19 protein-coding genes are annotated in these 25337 nt (G+C 69.9%); 2 read left to right on the top strand and 17 right to left on the bottom strand.

Annotated elements, in window-relative coordinates; translation table 11 throughout:
- Positions 1-76 precede the first annotated feature (76 nt).
- On the top strand, positions 77-1342 hold the full coding sequence (icd, locus tag AVS7_RS08435; RefSeq protein ID WP_020228005.1) for an NADP-dependent isocitrate dehydrogenase: 1266 nt from the start codon (positions 77-79) through the stop codon (positions 1340-1342).
- Here the strand turns inward: icd and AVS7_RS08440 are convergent.
- Positions 1317-3128 (bottom strand): hypothetical protein, encoded by a 1812-nt coding sequence (locus AVS7_RS08440; RefSeq protein ID WP_020228006.1) that lies wholly within the window; start codon positions 3126-3128, stop codon positions 1317-1319. The two genes, icd and AVS7_RS08440, sit on opposite strands and share 26 nt — an antisense overlap.
- Positions 3129-3201: 73 nt before the next feature.
- Here AVS7_RS08440 and AVS7_RS08445 point away from each other — a divergent pair, with 73 nt between their 5' ends.
- Entirely contained in the window at positions 3202-6858 is a 3657-nt protein-coding gene (locus AVS7_RS08445; protein WP_034690371.1) for a hydantoinase B/oxoprolinase family protein, read from the top strand.
- A 49-nt stretch (positions 6859-6907) separates the two neighbouring features.
- On the opposite strand, the gene mnhG is transcribed toward AVS7_RS08445, so the two are convergent.
- The 16 genes from mnhG to gyrA form a co-directional block, all read right to left on the bottom strand.
- Positions 6908-7282, bottom strand: a complete 375-nt coding sequence (gene mnhG / locus AVS7_RS08450; RefSeq protein ID WP_020228008.1) for a monovalent cation/H(+) antiporter subunit G — start codon at positions 7280-7282, stop codon at positions 6908-6910.
- Positions 7279-7500 carry a K+/H+ antiporter subunit F gene (locus AVS7_RS08455; RefSeq protein WP_049696871.1) on the bottom strand — a complete coding sequence of 74 codons (222 nt, stop codon included), beginning with the start codon at positions 7498-7500 and terminating at the stop codon, positions 7279-7281. Before AVS7_RS08455 ends, mnhG begins: the two co-directional genes overlap by 4 nt.
- Positions 7501-7556: 56 nt before the next feature.
- On the bottom strand, positions 7557-8048 hold the full coding sequence (locus AVS7_RS08460) for a Na+/H+ antiporter subunit E (protein WP_020228010.1): 492 nt from the start codon (positions 8046-8048) through the stop codon (positions 7557-7559).
- Positions 8045-9781 carry a monovalent cation/H+ antiporter subunit D gene (locus AVS7_RS08465; RefSeq protein ID WP_020228011.1) on the bottom strand — a complete coding sequence of 579 codons (1737 nt, stop codon included), beginning with the start codon at positions 9779-9781 and terminating at the stop codon, positions 8045-8047. Before AVS7_RS08465 ends, AVS7_RS08460 begins: the two co-directional genes overlap by 4 nt.
- Entirely contained in the window at positions 9778-10143 is a 366-nt protein-coding gene (locus AVS7_RS08470; RefSeq protein ID WP_020228012.1) for a Na+/H+ antiporter subunit C, read from the bottom strand. Before AVS7_RS08470 ends, AVS7_RS08465 begins: the two co-directional genes overlap by 4 nt.
- Positions 10143-13115, bottom strand: a complete 2973-nt coding sequence (locus tag AVS7_RS08475; protein ID WP_020228013.1) for a monovalent cation/H+ antiporter subunit A — start codon at positions 13113-13115, stop codon at positions 10143-10145. The genes AVS7_RS08470 and AVS7_RS08475 overlap by 1 nt, the downstream gene beginning before the upstream one ends.
- 89 nt (positions 13116-13204) lie before the next feature.
- Positions 13205-13519, bottom strand: a complete 315-nt coding sequence (locus AVS7_RS08480) for a helix-hairpin-helix domain-containing protein (RefSeq protein ID WP_020228014.1) — start codon at positions 13517-13519, stop codon at positions 13205-13207.
- A complete protein-coding gene (gene lapB, locus AVS7_RS08485; RefSeq protein ID WP_024001178.1) occupies positions 13516-14670 on the bottom strand; it encodes a lipopolysaccharide assembly protein LapB in 1155 nt (384 codons plus the stop codon). The genes AVS7_RS08480 and lapB overlap by 4 nt, the downstream gene beginning before the upstream one ends.
- Positions 14660-14962, bottom strand: coding sequence for a lipopolysaccharide assembly LapA domain-containing protein (locus AVS7_RS08490; protein ID WP_020228016.1), 303 nt, complete (start codon positions 14960-14962; stop codon positions 14660-14662). Before AVS7_RS08490 ends, lapB begins: the two co-directional genes overlap by 11 nt.
- Before the next feature lie 110 nt (positions 14963-15072).
- Positions 15073-15408: an integration host factor subunit beta gene (locus tag AVS7_RS08495; RefSeq protein WP_020228017.1), complete on the bottom strand. Its 336-nt coding sequence runs from the start codon at positions 15406-15408 to the stop codon at positions 15073-15075.
- An 86-nt stretch (positions 15409-15494) separates the two neighbouring features.
- Positions 15495-17180 (bottom strand): 30S ribosomal protein S1, encoded by a 1686-nt coding sequence (gene rpsA / locus AVS7_RS08500; protein ID WP_020228018.1) that lies wholly within the window; start codon positions 17178-17180, stop codon positions 15495-15497.
- Between the two features lie 176 nt (positions 17181-17356).
- Positions 17357-19378 (bottom strand): bifunctional 3-phosphoshikimate 1-carboxyvinyltransferase/cytidylate kinase, encoded by a 2022-nt coding sequence (locus AVS7_RS08505; RefSeq protein WP_020228019.1) that lies wholly within the window; start codon positions 19376-19378, stop codon positions 17357-17359.
- Positions 19378-20277: a prephenate dehydrogenase/arogenate dehydrogenase family protein gene (locus AVS7_RS08510; RefSeq protein ID WP_020228020.1), complete on the bottom strand. Its 900-nt coding sequence runs from the start codon at positions 20275-20277 to the stop codon at positions 19378-19380. Before AVS7_RS08510 ends, AVS7_RS08505 begins: the two co-directional genes overlap by 1 nt.
- A gap of 12 nt (positions 20278-20289) precedes the next feature.
- Positions 20290-21405 carry a prephenate dehydratase gene (gene pheA / locus AVS7_RS08515; RefSeq protein ID WP_020228021.1) on the bottom strand — a complete coding sequence of 372 codons (1116 nt, stop codon included), beginning with the start codon at positions 21403-21405 and terminating at the stop codon, positions 20290-20292.
- 104 nt (positions 21406-21509) lie between these two features.
- A complete protein-coding gene (serC, locus tag AVS7_RS08520) occupies positions 21510-22619 on the bottom strand; it encodes a 3-phosphoserine/phosphohydroxythreonine transaminase (protein ID WP_020228022.1) in 1110 nt (369 codons plus the stop codon).
- A 67-nt stretch (positions 22620-22686) separates the two neighbouring features.
- Positions 22687-25317, bottom strand: a complete 2631-nt coding sequence (gene gyrA / locus AVS7_RS08525) for a DNA gyrase subunit A (protein ID WP_020228023.1) — start codon at positions 25315-25317, stop codon at positions 22687-22689.
- Between the last annotated feature and the right edge of the window lie 20 nt (positions 25318-25337).

The following is a 25337-nucleotide window of genomic DNA, read 5'->3' on the forward strand; positions in this document are numbered from 1 at the left end:
ATCAACGGCCGGCGCGCCGCGCCGTTGACAAGCCCTAAAATCTTCGGGCCTTACACCGGAGACCGGAGACAGTTCCATGACCAGCTACCAGCACATCCAAGTACCCGCCGAAGGCGGCAAGATCACCGTCAACGCCGACATGACGCTGAGCGTGCCGGACCGGCCCATCATTCCCTTCATCGAGGGCGACGGCACGGGCGTGGACATCACGCCCGTGATGCTGCAGGTGGTGGACGCGGCCGTGGCGCGCGCCTATGGCGGCCGCCGCAAGATCCACTGGATGGAGGTCTACGCGGGCGAGAAGTCCACCCGCGTCTACGGCCCCGACGTCTGGCTGCCCGAGGAAACGCTGCACGCGGTGCGCGAGTACGTCGTGTCCATCAAGGGCCCGCTCACCACGCCGGTGGGCGGCGGCATCCGCTCGCTGAACGTGGCCCTGCGCCAGGAGCTGGACCTGTACGTGTGCCTGCGCCCCATCCAGTATTTCAAGGGCGTGCCCTCGCCGGTCAAGGCGCCCGAGAAGACCAACATGGTGATCTTCCGCGAGAACTCGGAGGACATCTACGCCGGCATCGAGTTCGAGGCGCAGTCCGAGAAGGCCAGGAAGCTCATCCAGTTCCTGCAGGACGAGTTCGGCGTGAAGAAGATCCGCTTCCCCGAGACCTCGGGCATCGGCGTCAAGCCGGTGTCGCGCGAGGGCACGCAGCGCCTGGTGCGCAAGGCCATCCAGTACGCCATCGACAACGACAAGCCCAGCGTGACCCTCGTGCACAAGGGCAACATCATGAAGTTCACCGAGGGGGCCTTCCGCGACTGGGGCTACGAGCTGGCGGCGAGCGAGTTCGGCGCCGAGCCCATCGACGGCGGCCCGTGGATGCGCCTGAAGAACCCGCGCAACGGCAAGGAGATCACCGTCAAGGACAGCATCGCCGACGCCTTCCTGCAGCAGATCCTGCTGCGCCCGGCGGAGTACAGCGTGATCGCCACGCTGAACCTCAACGGCGACTACATCTCCGACGCGCTGGCCGCGCAGGTGGGCGGCATCGGCATCGCGCCGGGCGCCAACCTGTCGGACTCGGTGGCCATGTTCGAGGCCACGCACGGCACCGCGCCCAAGTACGCGGGCAAGGACTACGTGAACCCCGGCTCCGAGATCCTCTCGGCCGAGATGATGCTGCGGCACATGGGCTGGACCGAGGCGGCCGACCTCATCATCCGCGCGATGGAGAAGGCCATCCAGAGCAAGAAGGTCACCTACGACTTCGCGCGCCTCATGGACGGGGCCACGCAGGTGAGCTGCTCGGGCTTCGGCCGTGTCATGATCGAGGCAATGCAGGACTGATGCGCTGCCACGCCTCGTAGGCGGCCAGCGCCGTGTGCATCTGCACGGTGTGCGCGAAGCGGAACGCCTCGCCGTGCACTGTCTCGTCGGGGAACTCGGTGATGAGCGTGACGGGCGCGTCGTGCCGGTTCTCCGACTGCATGCAGGCGATGCCGTCGATGACCTCGAAGGGCAGCGGGCCCGCGTGGCGCTCGTACAGCGCCCGCTGGCGCGCGTTGTATTCGGCCAGCCCCGGCACCTGCCGCAGGGCGGCGCAGACGGCTTCCAGCAACGCGCGCGCAGGTCGCTCCCAGCCCGCGTGGTGGCGCAGGATCAGGAAGAAGCCTTTGGGCAGCATCCACTGCTCGAAGCCGCGCGGCACGTAGCCCGACAGCGGCCGCGTCCACTCGTGCGCGGGGTAGCCGTGCAGGTTCACGTGCAGGTGTGCGCCCGAGAGCGCCAGCGCGGCCTGGCGCGCCTCGCGCTCGAAGAAGGGCGGCGCGTCGCGGTACTCCACGTCGTCGCCCAGCGCGGTGTAGCGCGCCGCGTGGTGCATGTGGCCCGGGTGCACGGCGCACAGCTCGCGGTGCAGGGCGTAGCCGTCGGGGTTCTCCAGCGCGATCAGGGCCAGGTGCGTGCCCGGCCGCGCCAGCAGCGCCTGCGCGGCGCGCAGCGCGCCCACCACGCCGGAAGTCTCGTTCGCGTGCTGGCCCGCGCTCAGGAACACGGGCGCCTGGGTGCCGCGGTGGTACCGGCCCCAGACGGTGCGGCCCTGGCGCGTGCCCGCCGAGAAGGGCTCGCCGCCCCCGTCCTGCAGGTGGCGGTGGATGCGCGCGGGCGGCGGCGCGGTGTCCAGCGTGTCGAGCGGCTGGCCGTCGGTGGCTGCGTGCCAGGCGGGCGCGGCCTGCGCGTCCTGGCTGGCGGCATCGAAGCGCTGCAGCGCGACGCGCACGCGCGGCGCGCCGGCGCCGCCGCGCACGTCGGGCACGATCTGGCCGGGCTGCAGGCGCCGGTCGCCCGGCGGGCGGCCGCTGTGGCGCTGGAACCATTCCAACAGCGAGAAGTACAGGTCTTCGTGCACGGCCTCGGGAAGGCTGACGCTCTCGCCGGCCCAGGCCAGGTGGTGCTCGAAGCCGGGCAGGTCCACCTGGATCTGCAGGCGCTCGAAATACGGCTCCTGCGCGGGCCAGGGATGGCCCAGCACGGCCTGCAGGGCGTGCTCGAACGCCTGCTCGGCGTCGGTGTGCACGGGCGTGTCCAGCAGGTCGGCCGCGCCGGCGCGGGTGCCGGCGCGCAGCCAGCCCGTGGGTGACAGCGTGGCGGCGCCCAGCACGTCGGCATGCATGCGGTTGGGGGCGAAGACGCGCTGCTGCGTGCGCTGCCCGTCGCGCCAGAGCAGTTCCACGTCGTAGTGCGGCTGCGTGTCCTCGCGCGGCTCGAAGCGGGGCGGTTCGGCCAGGGGCAGCGCGGCCAGCGGGTAGGCCTCCAGCAGGAAGCGGTGCGCGGGGCCGGCATGCGTGCGTGGGTAGCGGATACGGGCCGTGGCCAGGCGGGCGGTGTCCACGTCCTCCAGGAAGTGGTGCAGCAGCGGCTTGTAGGCGCTGTGCAGCCGTGCGTGCACGCCGGCCTGGGCCAGCTGGCGCTCGGCCTCCTGGCGCTGCGCGCGGCCCTCGAAGAGCCAGCCTTCCACGTGGCGGCCGTGCCAGTGGGGATGCGAGAAGCGCTGCACCCATGCGTGCAGCGTGCGGTCGAACGTGCGGTCGAGAAGGACGGCCTGCGGGCCGGAGGGCTCGGGGGTGGAGGGCATGCGGCGGGGCGGGGAAGGGATGAGCGATGATCGCCCATCCATTATGGGGAAACGTGACGGCGGGACGATGCACATGGCGACGAAACTCTGGCAGTTCTGGGTAGACCGGGGCGGCACCTTCACCGATATCGTGGGGCGGCGCCCGGACGGCGCGCTGGTCACGCACAAGCTGCTGTCGGACAACCCCGGCCATTACCGCGACGCGGCCGTGGCGGGCATCCGCGCCCTGCTGGGCCTGGGGCCGCACGAGCCCGTCACCCCGGACCGCGTGGAGTGCGTGAAGATGGGCACGACGGTGGCCACGAACGCGCTGCTGGAGCGCAAGGGCGAGCCCACGCTGCTGGTGACCACGCGCGGGTTCCGGGATGCGCTGCGCATCGCCTACCAGAACCGGCCGCGCCTGTTCGACCGCCGCATCGTGCTGCCCGAGTTGCTCTACAGCCGCGTGATCGAGGCGCAGGAGCGCGTGGGCGCGCACGGCGAGGTGGTCGAGCCGCTGGACGAGGAACACCTCAAGGAGCGGCTCTGGGCCGCCTACGACGCCGGCCTGCGCAGCGTGGCCATCGTGTTCATGCACGGCTACCGCTACACGGCGCACGAGCAGGCGGCGGCGCGGCTGGCGCGGCAGGCGGGCTTCACCCAGGTCAGCACCTCGCACGGCACGAGCCCGCTGATGAAGTTCGTCAGCCGCGGCGACACCACGGTGGTGGACGCCTATCTCTCGCCCATCCTGCGCCGCTATGTGGAGCAGGTGGCGGCCGAGATGCCCGGCGTGCCGCTCTACTTCATGCAGTCCTCCGGCGGGCTCACGGATGCGCACCGCTTCCAGGGCAAGGACGCGATCCTCTCGGGCCCGGCCGGCGGCATCGTGGGCATGGCGCGCACGGCGGCGCTGGCCGGCCACGCGCACGTGATCGGCTTCGACATGGGCGGCACCTCCACCGACGTGAGCCACTTCGCCGGCACGTTCGAGCGCGAGTTCGAGACCCAGGTGGCCGGCGTGCGCATGCGCGCGCCGATGATGAGCATCCACACCGTCGCGGCGGGCGGCGGCTCCATCGTGGAGTTCGACGGCGCGCGCCTGCGCGTGGGGCCGCACAGCGCGGGCGCCAACCCCGGCCCGGCGAGCTACCGCCGCGGCGGGCCGCTGGCGGTGACGGATGCCAACGTGCTGGTGGGCAAGATCCAGCCTGCCTGGTTCCCGCGCGTGTTCGGCCCCGCGGCCGACCAGCCGCTGGACGCGGACGTGGTGCGCGCGCGCTTCCAGGCGCTGGCCGCGCAGGCGGGCCGCAGCGCGCAGGACTTGGCGCACGGCTGCATCCAGATCGCCGTGCAGCAGATGGCGGGCGCCATCAAGAAGATCTCGGTGGCGCGGGGCTACGACGTCACGCGCTACACGCTGCAGTGCTTCGGCGGCGCGGGCGGGCAGCACGCCTGCCTGGTGGCGGATGCGCTGGGCATGCAGCGGGTGCTGGTGCATCCGCTGGCTGGCGTGCTGTCGGCCTACGGCATGGGCCTGGCCGACCAGAACGTGATGCGCGAGCAGGCGGTGGAGGCGTGCCTGGCGCCCGAGGCCCTGCCGGCCATCGCCGCCGCGCTCGACGTGCTGGCCGAGGCCGCGCTGGCGGAGATGGCGGGCAGCGGCGCGCCGGGCGCCGGCGTGGCGGTGCACCGGCGCGTGCACGTGCGCTACGAGGGCTCGGACGCCGCCCTGGTCGTGCCTTTCGGCGACCTGCCGGCCATCGTGGCGGCCTTCGAGGCCGCCTACCGCCAGCGCTTCGCCTTCCTGCTGCAGGGCAAGGCGCTGATCGCGGAGGCCGTGTCGGTGGAGGCGGTGCTGGCCGGCGACGCGCCGGCCGAGCGCACGCTGCCGCTGCATGGGCCGCGCACGGTGCCGCGCCGCGACACGGTGTGCATGTTCACCGTGGGCCTGGATGGCGCGCCCGCGTGGCACGACGCGGCCCTGGTGGTGCGCGAGGACCTGCGCGCGGGCGACGTGCTGCAGGGGCCGGCCGTCATCGCGGAGAAAAACGCCACCACCGTGGTCGAGCCCGGCTGGCAGGCGCACCTGACCGCGCTGGACCACCTGGTGCTGGAGCGCTGCGTGCCGCGCGCCGAGCGGCATGCGGCGGGCGCCACGGCCGACCCGGTGCTGCTGGAGGTGTTTAACCACCTGTTCATGAACATCGCCGAGCAGATGGGACTGCAGCTGCAGAACACGGCGCATTCGGTGAACATCAAGGAGCGGCTGGACTTCTCGTGCGCGCTGTTCGACGCCGAGGGCCAGCTCATCGCCAATGCGCCGCACATGCCGGTGCACCTGGGCAGCATGGGCGAGAGCATCAAGACCGTCATCGCGCGCAACCGCGCCCGCATGCGGCCGGGCGACGTGTACGTGCTCAACGACCCCTACCACGGCGGCACGCACCTGCCGGACATCACGGTCATCACGCCGGTCTACATCGGCGCGGATGCGGACGGGGAGGGCGCAGCGCCCACGTTCTACGTGGGCAGCCGCGGCCACCATGCGGACGTGGGCGGCGCCACGCCGGGATCTATGCCGCCGTTTTCCACGCGCATCGAGGAAGAGGGCGTGCAGATCGACAACTTCAAGCTGGTGGAAGGCGGCGTGCTGCGCGAGGCCGAGATGCTCGCGCTGCTGCAAGGCGGCGCCTACCCCAGCCGCAACCCGCAGCAGAACCTGGCCGACCTGAAGGCGCAGATCGCCGCGAACGAGAAGGGCGTGCAGGAGCTGCGCCGCATGGCCGGGCAGTTCGGGCTGCCGGTGGTGCAGGCATACATGCGCCATGTGCAGGACAACGCGGAAGAATCCGTGCGCCGCGCCATCACGCGCCTGGCCGCGCGGGTGAAGGACGGGCGCTTCACGCTGCCGCTGGACAACGGCGCGCAGATCCAGGTGGCCGTGCGCATCGACGCGGCCGCGCGCAGCGCGGTGATCGACTTCACCGGCACCTCGCCCCAGCAGGCCAACAACTTCAACGCGCCCACGGCCGTGTGCATGGCGGCGGTGCTGTATGTGTTCCGCTCGCTGGTGCAGGACGACATCCCGCTCAACGCGGGGTGCCTCAAGCCGCTGCAGGTCATCATCCCGCCGGGCTCCATGCTCCACCCCCATCCGCCCGCGTCGGTGGTGGCGGGCAACGTGGAGACGTCCACCTGCATCACGAACGCGCTGCTGGGGGCGCTGGGCGTGTCGGCGGCCAGCCAGTGCACGATGAACAACTTCACCTTCGGCAACGCGCGCCACCAGTACTACGAGACGATCGCCGGCGGCAGCGGCGCGGGGGGCGAGTTCGACGGGGCGGGGGCGCTCGTGGGCGGCTTCGACGGCACGAGCGTGGTGCAGACCCACATGACCAATTCGCGCCTGACCGACCCGGAGGTGCTGGAGTTCCGCTTCCCCGTGCGGCTGGAGGGTTACGCCATCCGCGCGGGCTCGGGCGGCGCGGGCCGCTGGAAGGGCGGCGACGGCGGGGTGCGGCGCATCCGCTTCCTGGAGCCCATGACTGCGGGCATCCTGTCCAACGGCAGGCTGCACGGCGCCTTCGGCATGGCCGGCGGCGTGGCGGGCCGGCCCGGCATCAACCGCGTGGTGCGCGCCGACGGGCGGGTGCAGGTTCTGGAGCACATCGGCCAGGCCGCGATGGAGGCCGGCGACGTGTTCGAGGTCCACACGCCGGGCGGCGGCGGCTTCGGCTCGCCGGTTTGAGTGAAAAATGGCTGCGGCGCTTGTCCAGCAAGCGCAGGCAGCTATGGTTTCAGGAGTCCCGGTCTTCGCCGCTGCCGGTCATGCGGCTCAGGCTCTGCGGCACCGCCTCGCCGGAGCGCCGGGCGCGAAAAAGGGCGGCGCGCATCAGGAAGATGCTGGTCACGGGCACGGTGACGGCGACGAACAGCGCGATCAGCAGCACGTGCAGCGCCAGGAAGCCTTCCTGCACCGAGAAGTACACGAGCGCGCCGTGCATCACGCACCAGCAGCCCATGGTGGCGATGATGGAAGGGGCGTGCACGCGCTCGAAGTAGCTCTTGAGGCGCAGCAGGCCGAGCGAGCCCATGAACGCGATGAGCGCGCCGCACAGCACCACCGCGGAGATGGCGATGTCCAGCCACAGCGGCAGGGGCTGGCCGTTCATTCGATCACCTCGCCGCGCAGCAGGAACTTGGCCATGGCGGTGGAGCTGGCGAAGCCGAGCAGCGCGATCAGCATCGCGGCCTCGAAGTAGTTGGTGCTGCCGTAGTAGATGCCCAGCACCAGCATGAACAGCATGGCGTTGAGGTACATGCAGTCCAGCGCCAGCACGCGGTCTTGCGCCGAGGGGCCTTTGAGCACGCGCACGAGGCACATCACCATGGCCAGGGCCAGGAGGAACAGGGCCACGGGCAGGGCCCAGGAAAGCACGGGACTGCTCACTCGAATATCTCCATCAGCGGGCGCTCGTAGCGCGTTTTGACGTGGTCGATGACGGCCTGGGCGTCGTCGACCTCCAGCACGTGCAGCATCAGCGCGGAGCGGTCCAGCGACAGCTCGGCCCACACGGTGCCCGGCGTGATGCACACGATCATGGCCAGCACGGCCAGCGCGTTCGGGTCGCGCAGCTCCAGGGGGATCTTCACGAAAGCGGGCGGATGGCGGCGCTGGGAGGGCAGCAGCAGGAAGCGCACCACGGCGATGTTGGACTGGGTGGTGTCCACCATGACGGCGAAGCACAGGCGCAGCGCCGTGCCCAGGTGGCGCACGCGCACCTTCTGCGGGCGCAGCTCCTTGAACAGCACGGGCAGGCCCAGGGCCAGGAGCAGCGCCAGGATCATGTGGCCCGCGCTGACCGAATGGTTCAGCAGCAGCCACATCACGAACAGGCCCAGCGAGATCAGAGGCGCGGGAAAGAGCTTCTTCATCATGGCGCGGCTCCTTCGGGGCGGCCCTCGACAGGGCGGCCCTCGGCGGCGGCCGTCGTGGGGCCCGGCTTGGGCGTGGCGGACATCACCGCGCGCACGTAGGTGCCCGGCGCGTGCAGCGCGTTGGCGGTGGCTTCCGTGAAGCGCATCACGCCGTCGGCCTGCATGGTGAGCGCCACGCAGATGCCCAGCAGCACCGCGATGGGCATGCCTTCCATCACGCGCAGCCGGGGCGTGGGCCGGTCGTGGCTGGCCCAGAAGTGGCGGATGCCCGAGCGCGTGAGCGCCATGAGCGCCACCAGGCCGGTTCCGATCATCAGCGCCAGCAGGCCCCAGCCCCAGGGGCCGAGCTGCGTTCCGGCCGAGGAGCCCAGGCCCAGCGGGTTGAGCAGGGCCGTGAGCATGGCGAACTTGCCCACGAAGCCCGACAGCGGCGGCATGCCGGCGATGACCAGCGTGCACATGAGGTAGGTCAGGCCCAGGAAGGCTGCGGCCGCGGGGATCACGCGGCCCACCAGCACCTCTTCGTCCTCGTCGAGGTTCAGGCCCGTGGAGGGCACCAGCTCGGGGGTGAGGAAGGGGGCGTCGTCGTCCATCTCGTAGGGCGCTAGCGTGGAGCCGTCGTTGCGCCAGCGGTCGATCAGGTCGGCGAGCAGGAAGAGGGCGCTCACCGCCAGCGTGGAGCTGGGCAGGTAGTAGAGCAGCCCGGCGGTGAGCCCGTTCTGCCCGAAGCCCGCCGCCGCCAGCAGCGTGCCGGAGGACAGCACCGCCGCATGGCCCGCCAAGTGGGTGAGGCGCTGCGAGCCCATCATGCCGATGGCGCCGAAGGCCATGGTGGCCATGCCCCCGGCGACCAGCCACAGGCTGCCGAACAGCGCCGAGGGGCCGGCCTCGCTGCTGAACAGCAGCGTCCACAGGCGCAGCAGCGTGTAGACGCCCACCTTGGTCATGATGGCGAACAGCGCGCCCACGGGCGCCGTGGCGGCGCTGTAGGCGGGCACCAGCCAGAAGTTGAGCGGCCACACGGCGGCCTTGATGAGGAAGGCCGTGGCGAGGATGGCCGCCGCGGCGTGCAGCAGGCCGCGGTCGGCGTCCGACACCTGGGGCACGCTCTGCGCCAGGTCGGCCATGTTGAGCGTGCCGGTGATGCCGTAGAGCATCGAGGCGCCGATGAGGAACAGCGAGGAGGCCGCCAGGTTGATGGCGATGTAGTGCAGCCCCGCCTGCACGCGTGCGCGCCCCGAGCCGTGCAGCAGCAGGCCGTAGGAGGCCGCGAGCATGATCTCGAAGAACACGAACAGGTTGAACAGGTCCGCCGTGAGGAAGGCGCCGCCCAGCCCCATGAGCTGGAGCTGGAACAGCGTGTGGTAGTGCACGCCGGCGCGGTGCCAGCGCGCGCCTGCGAACACGATGGAGCACAGGGCCACGATGCCGGTCAGCACCAGCATCAGCGCCGACAGGCGGTCCAGCGCGAGCACGATGCCGAACGGCGCGGGCCAGTTGCCAGGCAGGTACACGCCCATGGTGGCGGGGGCGCCGGCCTGGTGCGTCCAGACCAGCAGGGCGATGGCGATCAGCAGGCCCGCCAGCGTGGAGAAGATGTTGAGCGTGAGCTTGAGGCGCTGCTTTTCCTCGCGCAGCAGCATCATGAACGCGGCCGTGAGCATCGGCAGGCCGATGGGGGCCAGCATGAGGTGCGGCATCAGCGTGGAGGTGAAGTCGGCCAGGCGGCTCATTGCATCTCCTGGACGTCGCGCGAGAGCGTGCCGTCCACGTGGTCGGTGCCGGCCATGCCGCGCGAGGCCAGCAGCACCACGAGGAACAGGGCCGTCATAGCGAAGCCGATGACGATGGCCGTGAGCACCAGCGCCTGCGGCAGGGGGTCGGTGTAGTGCAGCAGGTCCTGCGGCACGCCGGGCCGGAGCACGGGCTCCTTGTTGACCTCCAGGCCCAGCCGCCCCATGCTGAAGATGAACAGGTTCACCGCATACGACAGCAGCGACAGTCCCATGATGACCTGGAAGGTGCGCGGGCGCAGCAGCAGCCAGACGCCCGAGCCGGTGAGCACGCCGATGGACAGGGCCAGGATGGTTTCCATCAGCGGGCTCCCTGCGGCGCGGGGGCGGCCGTCTCGTCGTCGTAGGCCACCACGGCGGCCAGGGCTTGCTGTTCTTCTTCCATGAGTCGTGCGTGGTAGCGGTGGCCGCGCACCGACTGGTGGGCGATGGCCGTGAGGATGAGCAGGGTGGCGCCGACGACGAGCGAGAACACGCCCATGTCGAAGAACATGGCGCTGGCCACGTGGATGTCGCCCAGCACCGGCAGGTGCAGGTGGGCGGTGTGGCTGGTCAGGAAGGGGTAGCCCGCGGCGATCGCGCCCAGGCCCGTGGCCAGCGCCAGCAGCAGGCCCGTGGCGATCCAGCGGCGGGGCATCAGCGGCATGTGGGCTTCCACCCAGGAGGTGCCCGAGACGATGTATTGCAGAACCAGCCCTACCGAGAACACCAGCCCGGCCACGAAGCCGCCGCCCGGCTGGTTGTGCCCGCGCATGAACAGGTAGAACGCCACCAGCGCGGTGAACGGCAGCAGCAGGCGCACCAGCACGGCGGGCACCATGAGGTAGCCGACGGCCGTGTCCTGCGCGTTGCGCGGGTTCAGCAGGTCGGTCTGCAGGTCGGCAGGCAGGAAGCGCTGCTGCTCGGGCAGGTCCATGGTTTCGCGCGCAGGGCGGAAGCGCCGCAGCAGCGCGTAGACGGTGAGCGCCACGATGCCCAGAACCACGATCTCGCCGAAGGTGTCGAAGCCGCGGAAGTCGACCAGCATCACGTTGACCACGTTGGTGCCGCCGCCCTCGGTCAGCGCGCGCTCCAGGAAGAAGGTGGAGGTGCTCTCGGGGAAGGGGCGGCTCATCATGGCGAAGGCCAGCCAGGCCATGCCGCCGCCGGCGCCGACGGCCAGCAGCAGGTCGCGCAGGCGGCGCGCGCGCGCCAGCATGGGGCGGGGGTCGGCGGGGGGCAGGCTCTGGTCGCGCTTGGGCAGCCAGCGCAGGCCGAGCAGGATGAGGATGGTGGTGACGATCTCCACCGCGATCTGCGTGAGCGCCAGGTCGGGCGCGGAGAACCACAGGAAGGTGATGCAGGTGCACAGCCCGGCGCCGCCCACGAGCGTGAGCGCGGCCATGCGGTGGTACTTGGCCTGCCAGGCCGCGGCCAGCGCGCAGCTCACTCCGACCATCCAGATCACGACGAACGCGGGGGACAGCGGCAGCGTGCCCCGGTCGCCCAACTGCACGCCCAGCTTCCACAGCGGCAGGGCGCCCGCGCTCAGCGTGGCCAGCACCAGCCACAGCATCTGCCACTGCAGCCGCTGTGTGGACAGCAGGCGCCGCCCGCTGCGGCCCCAGCGCGTGAGCAGCGTGAGCGAGGCCTCGAAGACGCGGCGCCCGCTGATGCGCCACATGAGCGGCGGCGCGTCCACGTGGCCCTGGTTGCGCTGCCAGCGCAGCAGCAAATACAGCGCCGTGCCGCCCGCGAGCGCCACCAGGCTCATCACGAAGGGGGTGTTGATGCCGTGCCATACGGCCAGGCTGAAGGCCGGCAGCTCGCCGCCGACCACGGGCAGGGCGGCGGCGTCCAGGTATTTGCCCACCGACCAGGCGGGAACGATGCCCACCACCAGGCAGGCGCAGACCAGCAGCTCGACCGGCACGCGCATCCAGTGCGGGGGCTCGTGCGGCGTGTGCGGCAGGTCGGTGGCGGGCGGGCCCCAGAACACGTCGGCGATGAAGCGCAGCGAATAGGCCACGCTGAACATGCCGGCCACCGTGGCGGCCACGGGCAGCGCCGTGGCCACGAAGGGCGTGGCGTCGAGGAACACCGTCTCGGCGAAGAACATTTCCTTGGACAGGAAGCCGTTGAGCAGCGGCACGCCGGCCATGGCCGCGCCGGCGACCGTGGCCAGCGTCGCGGTGACCGGCATCATGGTGCGCAGGCCCGACAGGCGCCGGATGTCGCGCGTGCCGCTCTCGTGGTCCACGATGCCCGCGGCCATGAACAGCGACGCCTTGAAGGTTGCGTGGTTCATGATGTGGAACACCGCCGCCACGGCGGCCAGCGGGCTGTTGAGGCCCAGCAGCAGCGTGATCAGGCCCAGGTGCGAGATGGTGGAGTAGGCCAGCAGCCCTTTCAGGTCGTGCTGGAACATGGCCGCGTAGCCGCCGATCAGCAGCGTGAGCACGCCCGCGCCGCCCACGAGCCAGAACCAGGGCTCGGTGCCGCCCATCACGGGCCACAGGCGCGCCAGCAGGAACACGCCCGCCTTCACCATGGTGGCCGAGTGCAGGTAGCTGGACACGGGGGTGGGCGCGGCCATGGCGTTGGGCAGCCAGAACTGGAACGGGAACTGCGCGCTCTTGGTGAACGCGCCCAGCAGCACCAGCACCAGGGCCGTGAGGTACAGCGGGTGGTCGCGCACCAGCTCGGCCGAGCCCAGCACGCGGTCGAGGTCGTAGCTGCCGACGATGTGGCCCACGACGAGCAGGCCGGCCAGCAGGCACAGGCCGCCGGTGCCGGTCACGGTGAGCGCCATGCGCGCGCCGCGGCGTGCATCCTCGCGGTGGTGCCAGTAGCCGATGAGCAGGAACGAGAACAGGCTGGTGAGTTCCCAGAAGAACACCAGCTGGATGAGGTGGCCCGAGAGCACCACGCCCGCCATGGCGCCCATGAAGGCGAGGAAGAACGAGAAGAAGCGCGGCACGGGGTCGGCTGGCGACATGTAGTAGCGCGCGTAGAGCACCACCAGCGCCCCGATGCCGAACACCAGCATGCTGAACATCCAGGCGAAGCCGTCCATGCGCACGACCAGGTTCATGCCCAGCGCGGGCAGCCAGGCGATCTCCTGGCGCAGCACGCCGCCGTCCGCCACCTCGGGGAAGTACATCGCCGTCTGCACGGTGCAGAACAGCGCGATCAGCCCCGCCAGCGTGGACTCGGTGTTGCGCGCGTTGGCGGGCAGCACGGCGGCCATCAGGCTTCCGACGAAGGGCAGGACGATGAGGAGAATCAGGGACATGGGTGCCTGATTCTACGGGGAAGCTCCGCGCGCGCTGCTATGAAAACCCGAGCAGCTACCGGCGATTGGGTCAGCGTCTGCCCATGGTTTCAATGGCCGGGTGCCGTGGAGGGGGGCTGGCGGGCCGCCTGCGGGTACGCGGCGCCGTTCACGGTGAGGCCCTCGGCCGACAGCCGGCCGGCCGCCGCGGGGCCGATGCCCTTGACGCGGGCGATGAGGTCGCGCCAGTCGCTGAACGGCCCCCGGGCGCGCTCGGCCAGGATGCGGCCGGAGAGCGCGGGGCCGATGCCCTTGACGCCGTCCAGGTCGGCCACGCCCGCCTGGTTCACTTCCACCGCCGCCAGGGCGCAGGCCGCGTGCAGCAGCAGCGCGCCCAGGCACAGCAGGCGCCGCGGGGCGTTCACAGCTCTTCCACGCGGCGGGCGGGGTAGCTGTCCCAGGTCTGGCAGCCGGGGCATTGCCAGAAGTGCTGGCGCGCCTCGAAGCCGCAGGCCGCGCAGCGGTAGCGCGTGAGCGGCTTGGCGGCCTGCTCGAGCGCGCGCTGGATCTGCGGGTGGAACTGCTCGTGCGCCAGCGTCTCGCCGGCCAGCCATTTGGTCGCGGCCACGAGCGAGGGCTCTTTTTCCAGGTGGCGCACGTACCAGCCGCGCGCGTCCTGGGGCGTGCTGCCGCCTGTTTCCAGCGCCACGATGGCGTCCAGCAGGTCGAGCGAGGGCATGTCCTGGTAGTGCGCCTGCAGCAGGGCCAGGGCCTGTTCGGCGCTGCCGGTGGCCTGGGCGGTTTCCACGAGCAGAGGCGCGGCCAGGGGCAGCGCGGCGGGGGCCGCCTGGGGCAGCTCCAGCAGGGTGTGCAGCGCCGCGGCGGCGTCGCCCGTGCGCTGCTGCAGGCGCGCCAGCTCGATGCGCGCGCGCGGTGCGCGCGGCGCGATCGCGATGGCCTGCGCGAGCAGGGCCTGGGCGGCGGCGGTTTCCCCCCGCGCGGCCTGGGCCAGCGCCTGCTCGCACAGGTAGTGGGCCTGGCGGGTGCTGAAGTCGCCCTGCTGCGCGGCTTGCATGCGCTGCGCGATCTCGGTGGCCTGGGGCCAGTCGCGCGAGCGCTCGTAGATGGCCAGCAGGGCCATGCGGGCCTGGGCCTCGAAGGGCGAGCCTTCCAGGCGGCGCAGTGCGTCTTCGGCGCGGTCGAGCAGGCCGGCCTTGAGGAAGTCGAGCGCCAGCGCGTGCTGGGCGCGCTCGCGGTCGGCGCGGGAGAGGTCGCCGCGCGAGAGCAGGTGCTCGTGCACGCGCACGGCGCGGTTGTATTCGCCGCGGCGGCGGAACAGGTTGCCCAGGGCGAAGTGCAGTTCGGTGGTGTCGGGGTCGTTCTGCACGGCTTCGATGAAGGCGTCGATGGCCTGGTCCTGCTGTTCGTTGAGCAGGTAGTTCAGCCCCTTGAAGTAGGCCTTGGGCGCGCGGCGGTTCTCGTCGCGCAGCTGGCGCAGGTCGAAGCGCGAGGCGAGCCAGCCCAGCCCGAAGGCCAGCGGCAGCCCCAGCAAGAGCCAACTGAGGTCAAATTCCATGGATAGTCGGGGGCAGGGCGGGCTCGGGCGCGGGCGGGGCTGCCACTGCGGTGGCAGGCTGCTCCGCCTGGATGCGGCGCGCCGCGCTGCGGTGGCGCCACCAGCGGGGCACCATGCCCAGCACGCCGACGGCGACGCCCAGCGTGAACGCGGCCAGCACGATCAGCACCAGCGGTGCGTTCCACCGGGTGCCGAAGAAGAAGTGCACCGTGGTGTCCTGCTGGTTGTTCAGCGCGAAGGCGAAGAGGGTGAAAAAAATGGCTGCCTTGAGCAGCCACAGGAGGTATTTCATGCGGCTCCCCAGTGGTGGCGAGATTCTACGGTCTGCCACCCGCACGGTGCCGTTCGCGGCGTTTTAGGGGTAAAACAAGGCTCCAGTGCTTTTCCAGCAAGCGCAGGCAGCTATGGTTTTTGCTGTTCCGGCGCGCCGGTGCGCTGGTCCACGGCCTCGCGCAGGGCCTTGCCGGGCTTGAAGTGCGGCACGCGCTTTTCGGGGATCTGCACGGCTTCGCCGCTGCGCGGATTGCGGCCCATGCGGGGCGGGCGGCGGTTGACGGAAAAGCTGCCGAACCCGCGGATCTCGATGCGGTGCCCGCGCACCAGGGCATCGCCGATGGCATCCAGAATGGTCTTGACGGCGTACTCGGCATCGCGCTGGGTGAGCTGGCCGAAGCGGGCGGCCAGTTCTTCGACGAGGTCAGATCGGGTCATGGTGTTCTCGGGTGCGTAGCGGGGCAAAAAGCAGCGGGCGCCGTGGCGCCCGCTGCGGTGGCCGCCACCCCGGAGGATGGCGGCCGGTTCAGTGCCTGGAGACAGGCTCCGGCTTACTTGTCGGAGTTGTCCAGCTTGGCGCGCAGCAGGGCGCCCAGGCTGGTGGTGCCGGCGTTTTCCTTGGCCGACTGGGCCGACAGGTGGGCCATGGCGCCTTGCTCGTCGGCCATGTCCTTGGCCTTGATCGACAGCTGGATGTTGCGGGTCTTGCGATCCACGTTGACCACCACGGCGGTGATTTCGTCGCCTTCCTTGAGCACGTTGCGGGCGTCTTCCACGCGGTCGCGGGAGATTTCCGAAGCGCGCAGGTAGCCCACGATGTCTTCGCCCAGGTCGATCTCGGCGCCGCGCGCGTCAACCGTCTTGACCTTGCCGGACACGGTCTGGCCCTTGTCGTTCACCGTCACGAAGGTGGTGAACGGGTCGCCGTCGAGCTGCTTGATGCCCAGGGAGATGCGCTCGCGGTCCACGTCCACGGCCAGCACGATCGCCTCGACTTCCTGGCCCTTCTTGTAGTTGCGCACGGCGGATTCGCCGGGCTCGTTCCAGGACAGGTCGGACAGGTGCACCAGGCCGTCGATGCCGGCAGCCAGGCCCACGAACACGCCGAAGTCGGTGATGGACTTGATCGGGCCCTTGACGCGGTCGCCGCGCTTGGTGTTCTGCGCGAATTCCTGCCAGGGGTTGGCCTTGCACTGCTTCATGCCCAGGCTGATGCGGCGCTTGTCTTCGTCGATCTCCAGGACCATGACTTCGACTTCGTCGCCCAGCGACACGAGCTTGGAGGGAGCGACGTTCTTGTTGGTCCAGTCCATCTCGGAGACGTGCACCAGGCCTTCGATGCCGGGCTCCAGCTCGACGAACGCGCCGTAGTCGGCGATGTTCGTGACCTTGCCGAACAGGCGCGTGCCCGAGGGGTAGCGGCGCGACACGCCCAGCCAGGGATCGTCGCCCATTTGCTTGAGGCCCAGCGAGACGCGGTTCTTCTCGGTGTCGAACTTGAGGATCTTGGCCGTGATTTCCTGGCCGGCCTGCACCACCTCGGAGGGGTGGCGAACGCGGCGCCATGCCATGTCGGTGATGTGCAGCAGGCCGTCGATGCCGCCGAGGTCCACGAACGCACCGTATTCGGTGATGTTCTTGACCACGCCCTGCACGATGGCGCCTTCCTTGAGCGTTTCCATCAGCTTGGCGCGCTCTTCGCCCATGGAGGCTTCCACCACGGCGCGGCGGCTCAGCACCACGTTGTTGCGCTTGCGGTCGAGCTTGATGACCTTGAACTCCATCGTCTTGTTTTCGTACGGAGTCAGGTCCTTGACGGGACGGGTGTCGATCAGCGAGCCGGGCAGGAAGGCGCGGATGCCGTTGACCAGCACCGTCAGGCCGCCCTTGACCTTGCCGGAGGTCGTGCCGGTCACGAAGTCGCCGGATTCCAGCGCCTTTTCCAGTGCCAGCCACGAAGCCAGGCGCTTGGCGGTGTCGCGCGACAGGATGGTGTCGCCGTAGCCGTTCTCGATGGAGCCGATGGCCACGGACACGAAGTCGCCCACCTGGACTTCGATCTCGCCCTGGTCGTTCTTGAATTCGTCGATCGGCACGTAGGCTTCGGACTTCAGGCCAGCGTTCACGACGACGAAGTTGTGCTCCACGCGCACGACTTCGGCGGTGATGACCTCGCCCGGACGCATTTCGGTGCGTTGCAGCGATTCTTCAAACAGGGCGGCAAAAGATTCAGACATGTATTTCCTCAAGCCACGGACAGGTTTCCGGCGGCACCATTGCCACCGTTTCTAAGACTGCCTGCGGAGGTTGTGCGGTAGTTGCACCGCGGGTCAGGGTGGATGAACCGCACGGCCGGTGCGCTGTCAGGGCGCGGAGGGAGCCGTGCGGGCCGTTTGCCGGCCGTGCGGACGTGTTACGTGCCGAACGGCTGGCGTGCCTGCCACCAGTCCAGCACCTGCGCCACGGCCTCGTCGATCGTGAGCGCGGAGCTGTCCAGCAGCGCGGCGTCTTCAGCGGGCTTCAAGGGCGCGACGCTGCGGGTGCTGTCCCGTGCGTCACGCGCTTCCAAGTCCGCGCGAAGGTCGAAGATATTAGCCGAAATCCCCTTGGAAATCAACTGCTTATGGCGCCGCTCGGCGCGGCAGGCGGCGCTGGCCGTGAGGAAGACCTTGAGCGGCGCCGCGGGAAAGATCACCGTGCCCATGTCGCGCCCGTCGGCGACGAGCCCCGGCAGGCGCCTGAAGCCGTGCTGCAACCCTACCAGGGCCTCGCGCACGGCGGGCAGGGCGGAGACGCGCGAGGCGTTCATGCCCGCTTCCTCGGTGCGGATGGCGTCGGTCACGTCGTCCTCGCCCAGCAGGATGCGGCCGCCCTCGAAGCGCACGGGCAGGCCACGCGCCAGTTGGGCGATGCGCGTCTCGTGCGCGGCGTCGATCGCCAGGCCGGCGCGCAGGGCGGCCAGCGCGGCGATGCGGTAGAGGCTGCCCGAATCGAGGAAGTGGTAGCCCAGCCGCTCGGCCACCGCCGCCGCCACCGTGCCCTTGCCCGAGGCGGTGGGACCGTCGATGCACAGCACGGGGATGCGCGCATCCGGCGTGCGGGCCACCTGGAACAGCGCCTCGAAGTAGTCGGGGAAGGTCTTGGCCACGCACTGCGGGTCTTCGATGCGCACGGGCAGGCCCGCCGGGTTGAAGGCCGCGAGCGAGAAGCACATGGCCACGCGGTGGTCGTCGTAGGTGTGGATGCTGGCGGCGCGCCAATCGGCCGCGGTGGCGGGCGGGGTGACGCGCAGGTAGTCGGCGCCTTCCTCGACCGTGGCGCCCAGCTTGCGCAGCTCGGCCGTCATGGCGGCGATGCGGTCGGTTTCCTTTACGCGCCAGCTCGCGATGTTGCGCAGGGTGGTGGTGCCCTCGGCGTAGAGCGCCATCACGGCCAGGGTCATCGCTGCGTCGGGGATGTGGTTGCAGTCCAGGTCGATGGCCTTGAGCGGCCATGCGCCGCGCGAGACGTGCAGCCAGTTGGGCCCGCCTTCGACGCGCGCGCCCATGGCCTGCGCGGCTTCGACGAAGCGGATGTCGCCCTGGATGGAGTCCAGTCCTACCCCCAGGATCTTGATGCCATTTTGGCCATCAGCGCCCGTGGATAAAGCGCCAAGCGCTATGAAATAACTAGCGGAAGAGGCATCCGCCTCGACATGGATGCGCCCTGGCGAGCGGTAGCGGCTGCCCGCGGGGATGGTGAAGCGCTGCCACGCCTCGTGCCGCACGGCGATGCCGAAGCGCGCCAGCAGCTCCAGGGTGATGTGGATGTAGGGCCTGGAGATCAGCTCGCCCACCACCTCAATCACCACGTCCTGCGTGCGCGCCACCAGCGGCAGCGCCATGAGCAGCGCGGTGAGGAACTGGCTGGACACGTCGCCGCGCACGCGGATGGGCGCATCCAGGCGCAGGAGCGGCACGCCGCCGCCCTGGGCGATGGACAGGGGCGGGTAGCCCTCGTTGCCGAGGTAGTCGATGCGGCAGCCGAGCTGGCGCAGGGCGTCCACCAGGTCGCCGATGGGGCGCTCGTGCATGCGCGGCACGCCCGACAGCGTGAACTGGCCGCCCAGCAGCGCCAGCGCCGCGGTGAGCGGGCGCATGGCCGTGCCGGCGTTGCCCATGAACAGCTCGGCGGGCGAGCGCGGCACGGCTTGTCCCAGGCCGGTGATGCGCACCAGGCCGCCGCCGGCTTCCTCCACGGCGCAGCCGAGCTGGCGCAGCGCGTCGAGCATGACGCGCGTGTCGTCTGAGGCGAGCAGGTCGTGCACCTCGGTCGTGCCCTCGCTCAGGGCGGCAAGCAGCAGCACGCGGTTGGAGATGCTCTTGGAGCCCGGCAGCCGCACGTCGCCGCTGGCGTGCGCCAGCGGGGGCAGGTCGAGAAACGCGGTGCGGTACATCAGGCTTCCTTGTGTGGCTGCGCTGCGCTCTTGCGTTGCGCGCCCATGCGCCAGTGGGCGCGGGTCTGGCTGGCCAGCGTGATCAGGTCTTCCAGCGGCTGCTCGCTGCCCTCCTGCATGGCGGCCTCCAGGTCGTGCAGCGCCTTCTGGAACAGGCGCGACTGGGCCAGCACCTCGGCGCTGTTGGCGCGCAGGATGTCGCGCCACATCTTCGGGTCGCTGGCGGCGATGCGCGTGAAGTCGCGGAAGCCTGGCCCCGCCAGCGAGAGGAAGTCGTCGGCCTCGGGCTGCGCGGTGATGCTGCCCATCATGGCGAACGCCAGCAGGTGGGGCAGGTGGCTCACGGCGGCGAAGGCGGCGTCGTGCGCCTCGGGCGCCATGCTGCTCACGCGGCAGCCCAGCTGGGTCCACAGCGCCTCGGCGCGCTGCAGGTGGGCGGTGAGGGTGCGCTCGGTGGGGGTGAGGATGACCTGGCGGCCGTGGTACAGCTCGGCGTCGGCATGCTCCACGCCCGACACTTCGCGCCCGGTGATCGGGTGGGCGGGCACGAAGGAGGCGACCTGGCTTTGCAGCGCGCGGCGCGCGGCCAGCACCACGTCGGCCTTGGTGGAGCCCACGTCCATGATGAGCATCTGCGGCGTGACCAGGTGGCGGATGGCCTTGAGCGTCGATTCGGTGGCGGCCACGGGCACGGCCAGCAGCACGATGTCGGCGCCGGCGGCGGCCAGCAGGGCCGAGGGCGCCTCCACGTCGATCACGCCGAGCTGGCGCGCGCGGTCGGTGGTGGAGGGCGACTTGCTGTAGCCCACCACGCGCTTGACCAGGCCGGCCTTCTTCATCGCCAGGGCGAACGAGCCGCCCATGAGGCCGCAGCCGATGAGGCCGAGTTGCTCAAACATGGCGGCCCTTCCTCACGCGGCCACCGGGTACGTGCCCAGCACCTTGTAGAAGGCGGCGAGCTCCTGCAGCTCGGCCAGCGCGGCGGCCACGTTGGCCTGGGCGGGGTGGCCCTCGATGTCGATGTAGAAGTAGTACTCCCACTGGCCGGTGCGCGCGGGGCGCGACTCGAAGCGCGTCATGGACACGCCGTGCTTCTTGAGCGGCACCAGCAGGTCGTGCACGGCGCCGGGGCGGTTGGGCACGGAGATGATGAGGCTGGTGCAGTCCTTGGCCGAGGGGGCGGGCGTGGCCAGCGTGTGCGGCAGGCAGATGACGGCGAAGCGGGTGCGGTTGTAGGCGTCGTCCTGGATGGCGTGGGCCACCACGTGCAGGCCGTACTGCTGGGCCGCGCGCTCGCTGGAGATGCCGGCCCAGGCCGGGTTGGTGGCGGCCAGGCGGGCGCCCTCGGCGTTGCTGGACACCGGGCGGCGCTCGGCGTGCGGCAGGTGCTTGGACAGCCAGGCCTGGCACTGCGCCAGCGCCTGGGGGTGGGCCAGCACGGCCTCGATGCCTCCGGCGGAGGGGATCTGGCGCAGCAGGTTGTGGCGCACCAGCAGGCTCACCTCGCCCACCACGTGGCAGGGGGTGTGCAGGAACATGTCGAGCGAGCGCGTGACCACGCCCTCGTTGGAGTTCTCCACGCCCACCACGCCGTACTGCGCGCTGCCCGCGGCGGTGGCGTGGAACACCTCGTCGAAGTTGGCGCAGTACATCAGGTCGGCCGCGCCGCCGAAGTATTCGATGGCCGCCTGCTCGCAGAACGTGCCCTCGGGGCCCAGCACGGCCACGCGCTGGGGCGACTCCAGCGCCAGGCAGGCGGACATGATCTCGCGCCAGATGGCGGCCACGTGCGCGCCCTTGAGCGGGCCGGGGTTGGCGCGGGTGATCTTCTCGATCACCTGGGCCACGCGGTCGGGGCGGAAGAAGGGCGTGCCCTCGCGTTTCTTCAGCTCGCCCACCTGCTCGGCCACGTGGGCGCGCTGGTTCAGGAGGGTGAGCAGCTGGTGGTCCAGCGAGTCGATCTGCACGCGCAGGTCGGCCAGGGCGGGACTGGCCTGGGGGGTGATGCTTGAAGGGTTGTCTGCCATGGTTTTGATAGCTGCCTGCGCTTGCTGGTAGTGGGTTCTGGTATGAAAACTACCTGAAACCCTGGTCCTTCAAGCGCAAGCAGCTCATTTTTTATGAGTGGTTTTCAGGCGGCGCTGCGCTCGAAGTCGCGCATGTAGTCCACCAGTGCCTGCACGCCGGCCAGCGGCATCGCGTTGTAGATGCTGGCGCGCATGCCGCCCACGGACTTGTGGCCCTTGAGCTGCAGCAGCCCGCGCTCCCTGGCGCCGGCCAGGAAGGCGTCGTTGCGCGATTCGTCGCGCAGGAAGAAGGGCACGTTCATGCGTGAGCGGCAGGTGGGCGCCACCTTGTTCACGTAGAACTGCGACTGGTCGATGAAGCCGTAGAGCAGCGCGGCCTTGGCGATGTTGCGTGCCTCCATCGCCGCCACACCGGTGGCGTCGCCCTCGCGCTGGCGCTTGAGCCACTGGAAGGTGAGCCCGGCCACATAGATGCCCCAGGTGGGCGGCGTGTTGAACATGGAGCGGTTCTCGGCCACCACGCGGTAGTCGAAGGCCGTGGGGCAGGCGGGCAGGGCGTGACCCAGCAGGTCCTCGCGCACCACCACCAGCGTCAGGCCGGCCGGGCCCAGGTTCTTCTGCGCGCCGCCGAAGGCCAGGCCCACGCGGCTCCAGTCGACGGGGCGCGAGGCCACGTGCGAGGAGAAGTCGATGACCAGCGGCGCGTCGCTGCCGAGTGCGCGCAGGTCGGGCAGCTGCTGGAACTCGACGCCGTGGATGGTCTCGTTGCTGCACAGGTGCACGTAGCTCGCGCCGCGCGAGAGCTGCCAGGTGGCCGGGTCGGGCAGGGTGGTGAAGTGGCTGTCCTCGCCCGATGCGGCGGTATGGACCTCGGCCGCGTACTTCTGCGCTTCCTTGCGCGACTTCTGGCTCCACGCGCCCGTGACCACGAAGTCCACCGTGGCCGCGCGCGAGAGGTTCAGCGGCACGATGGCGTTCTCGGCCAGACCGCCGCCCTGCATGAACAGGATCTTGAACTGCGGCGGGATGGCCAGCAGCTCGCGCAGGTCGGCCTCGGCCTGCTCGCAGATGGCGATGAATTCCTTGCCGCGGTGGCTCATCTCCATCACCCCCATGCCGCTGCCGTGCCAGTCGAGCATTTCGGCGGCGGCCTGTTGCAGCACTTCCTCCGGGATGGCGGCCGGGCCGGCCGAGAAGTTGTAGGGGCGGTTCATGGTCTATGGGTCAAATAGGCCTCCAGCGCTCGGCTGGCAAGCGCTGGCAGCTATGGTTTTTGAAAATTCACTCGTCGGCGGGCGCGGGCGCATCGCCCTCTGCATCGGCGGCGTTGGCGTCGTTCTCCACGATGCGCTGCAGGCCGCCGAGCTTGGCGCCCTCGTCCAGGCTGATCAGCGTCACGCCCTGCGTGGCGCGGCCGAGTTCACGGATCTCCGACACGCGCGTGCGCACCAGCACGCCGGTGTCAGTGATCAGCATGATCTCGTCGTCGGCATGCACCAGCGTGGCGGCCACGACCTTGCCGTTGCGCTCGCTCTGCTGGATGGCGATCATGCCCTTGGTGCCGCGCCCGTGGCGGGTGTATTCGGTGATGGGGGTGCGCTTGCCGTAGCCGTTCTCGGTGGCGGTCAGCACGCTCTGCGTTTCGTCTTCGGCCACGAGCATGGCGATCACGCTCTGGCCGTCTTCGAGCATCATGCCGCGCACGCCGCGCGCCTGGCGGCCCAGCGGGCGCACGTCGTTCTCGTCGAAGCGCACGGCCTTGCCGCCGTCGCTGAACAGCATCACGTCGTGCTGACCGTCGGTCAGCGCCGCGCCGATGAGGTAGTCGCCTTCGTCCAGGTTCACGGCGATGATGCCGCCTTTGCGCGGGTTGCTGAATTCGTCGAGGGCCGTCTTCTTCACCGTGCCCATGCTGGTCGCCATGAATACGAAATGATCGGCCGGGAAGCTGCGGAACTCGCCGGTGAGCGGCAGCACCACGTTGATCTTCTCGCCCTCTTGCAAGGGGAACATATTGACGATGGGCCGCCCGCGCGAGCCGCGCGAGCCCGCGGGCACTTCCCATACCTTGAGCCAGTACAGCCGGCCGCGGTTGGAGAAGCACAGGATGTAGTCGTGCGTGTTGGCGATGAAAAGCTGGTCAATCCAGTCGTCTTCCTTGGTCGCCGTGGCCTGCTTGCCGCGCCCGCCGCGCTTCTGGGAGCGGTATTCGGACAGGGGCTGGCTCTTGATGTAGCCGGTGTGGCTCAGCGTCACCACCATGTCGGTGGGCGTGATCAGGTCTTCGGTGGAAAGATCCTGCGCGCTGTGCTCGATCAGGCTGCGGCGCGCGCCCAGCTTGGTCTGGCCGAACTCCTGGCGCACGGCGGTGAGTTCCTCGCCGATGATGGTCGAGACGCGCTCTGGGCGGGCTAGGATGTCGAGCAAGTCCTCGATCACGGACATCACGTCCTTGTACTCGGCGACGATCTTGTCCTGCTCCAGCCCGGTGAGGCGCTGCAGGCGCATCTGCAGAATCTCCTGCGCCTGCGTGTCCGAGAGGCGGTACAGGCCGCCCGCCTGCATGCCGTACTCGCGCTCCAGCCCTTCGGGGCGGTAGTCGTCGGCATTCACCACGCCGCCGTCCTCGCGGGTGCGCGTCAGCATCTCGCGCACCAGCTGGCTGTCCCACGAGCGGGCCATCAGCTCGGCCTTGGCGACCGGCGGCGTGGGCGATTCGCGGATGATGCGGATGAACTCGTCGATGTTCGCCAGCGCCACGGCCAGGCCTTCCAGTACGTGGCCGCGCTCGCGCGCCTTGCGCAGCTCGAACACGGTGCGCCGCGTCACCACCTCGCGGCGGTGCTGCAGGAAGACCTGGATCAGCTCCTTGAGGTTGCACAGGCGCGGCTGGCCGTCCACCAGCGCCACCATGTTCATGCCGAAGGTGTCCTGCAGCTGTGTCTGCTTGTACAGGTTGTTGAGCACCACCTCGGGCACTTCGCCGCGCTTGAGTTCGATCACCAGGCGCATGCCGGACTTGTCGGACTCGTCCTGGATGTGGCTGATGCCCTCGAGCTTCTTCTCGTGCACCAGCTCGGCCATGCGCTCCTGCAGCGTCTTCTTGTTGACCTGGTAGGGCAGCTCGTCGACGATGATCGCCTGGCGCTGGCCCTTGTCGATGTCCTCGAAGTGGCACTTGGCGCGCATCACCACGCGCCCGCGCCCCGTGCGGTAGCCCTCCTTCACGCCGTTGATGCCGTAGATGATGCCGGCCGTGGGGAAGTCGGGCGCGGGGATGATCTCCATCAGCTCGTCGATCGACGCCTCGGGGTTGCGCAGCAAGTGCAAACAAGCGTCAACCACTTCGTTGAGGTTGTGCGGCGGGATGTTGGTCGCCATGCCCACGGCGATGCCGGCCGAGCCGTTGACCAGCAGGTTCGGCAGGCGGCTGGGCAGCACCAGGGGCTCCTGCTCGCTGCCGTCGTAGTTGGGGCCGAAATCGACGGTTTCCTTGTCGATGTCCGCCAGCATCTCGTGCGCGATCTTCGAGAGGCGGATTTCCGTGTAGCGCATCGCCGCAGCGTTGTCGCCGTCCACCGAGCCGAAGTTGCCCTGGCCGTCCACCAGCATGTGGCGCAGCGAGAAATCCTGCGCCATGCGCACGATGGTGTCGTACACCGCGCTGTCGCCGTGCGGGTGGTACTTACCGATCACATCGCCGACGATACGGGCCGACTTCTTATAAGGACGGTTCCAGTCGTTATTGAGCTCGTGCATCGCGTAGAGCACGCGCCGGTGCACGGGCTTGAGGCCGTCGCGGGCATCGGGAAGCGCCCGGCCCACGATCACGCTCATGGCGTAATCCAGATAGCTGCGGCGCATCTCCTCCTCGAGGCTGATGGGCAGGGTTTCTTTGGCGAACTGGGTCATGGCGGCAGGCAGGGAAGAGG

The sequence above is a fragment of the Acidovorax sp. MR-S7 genome (genome assembly GCF_000400995.2).
In the GTDB taxonomy this organism is placed as follows: Bacteria; Pseudomonadota; Gammaproteobacteria; order Burkholderiales; family Burkholderiaceae_C; genus MR-S7.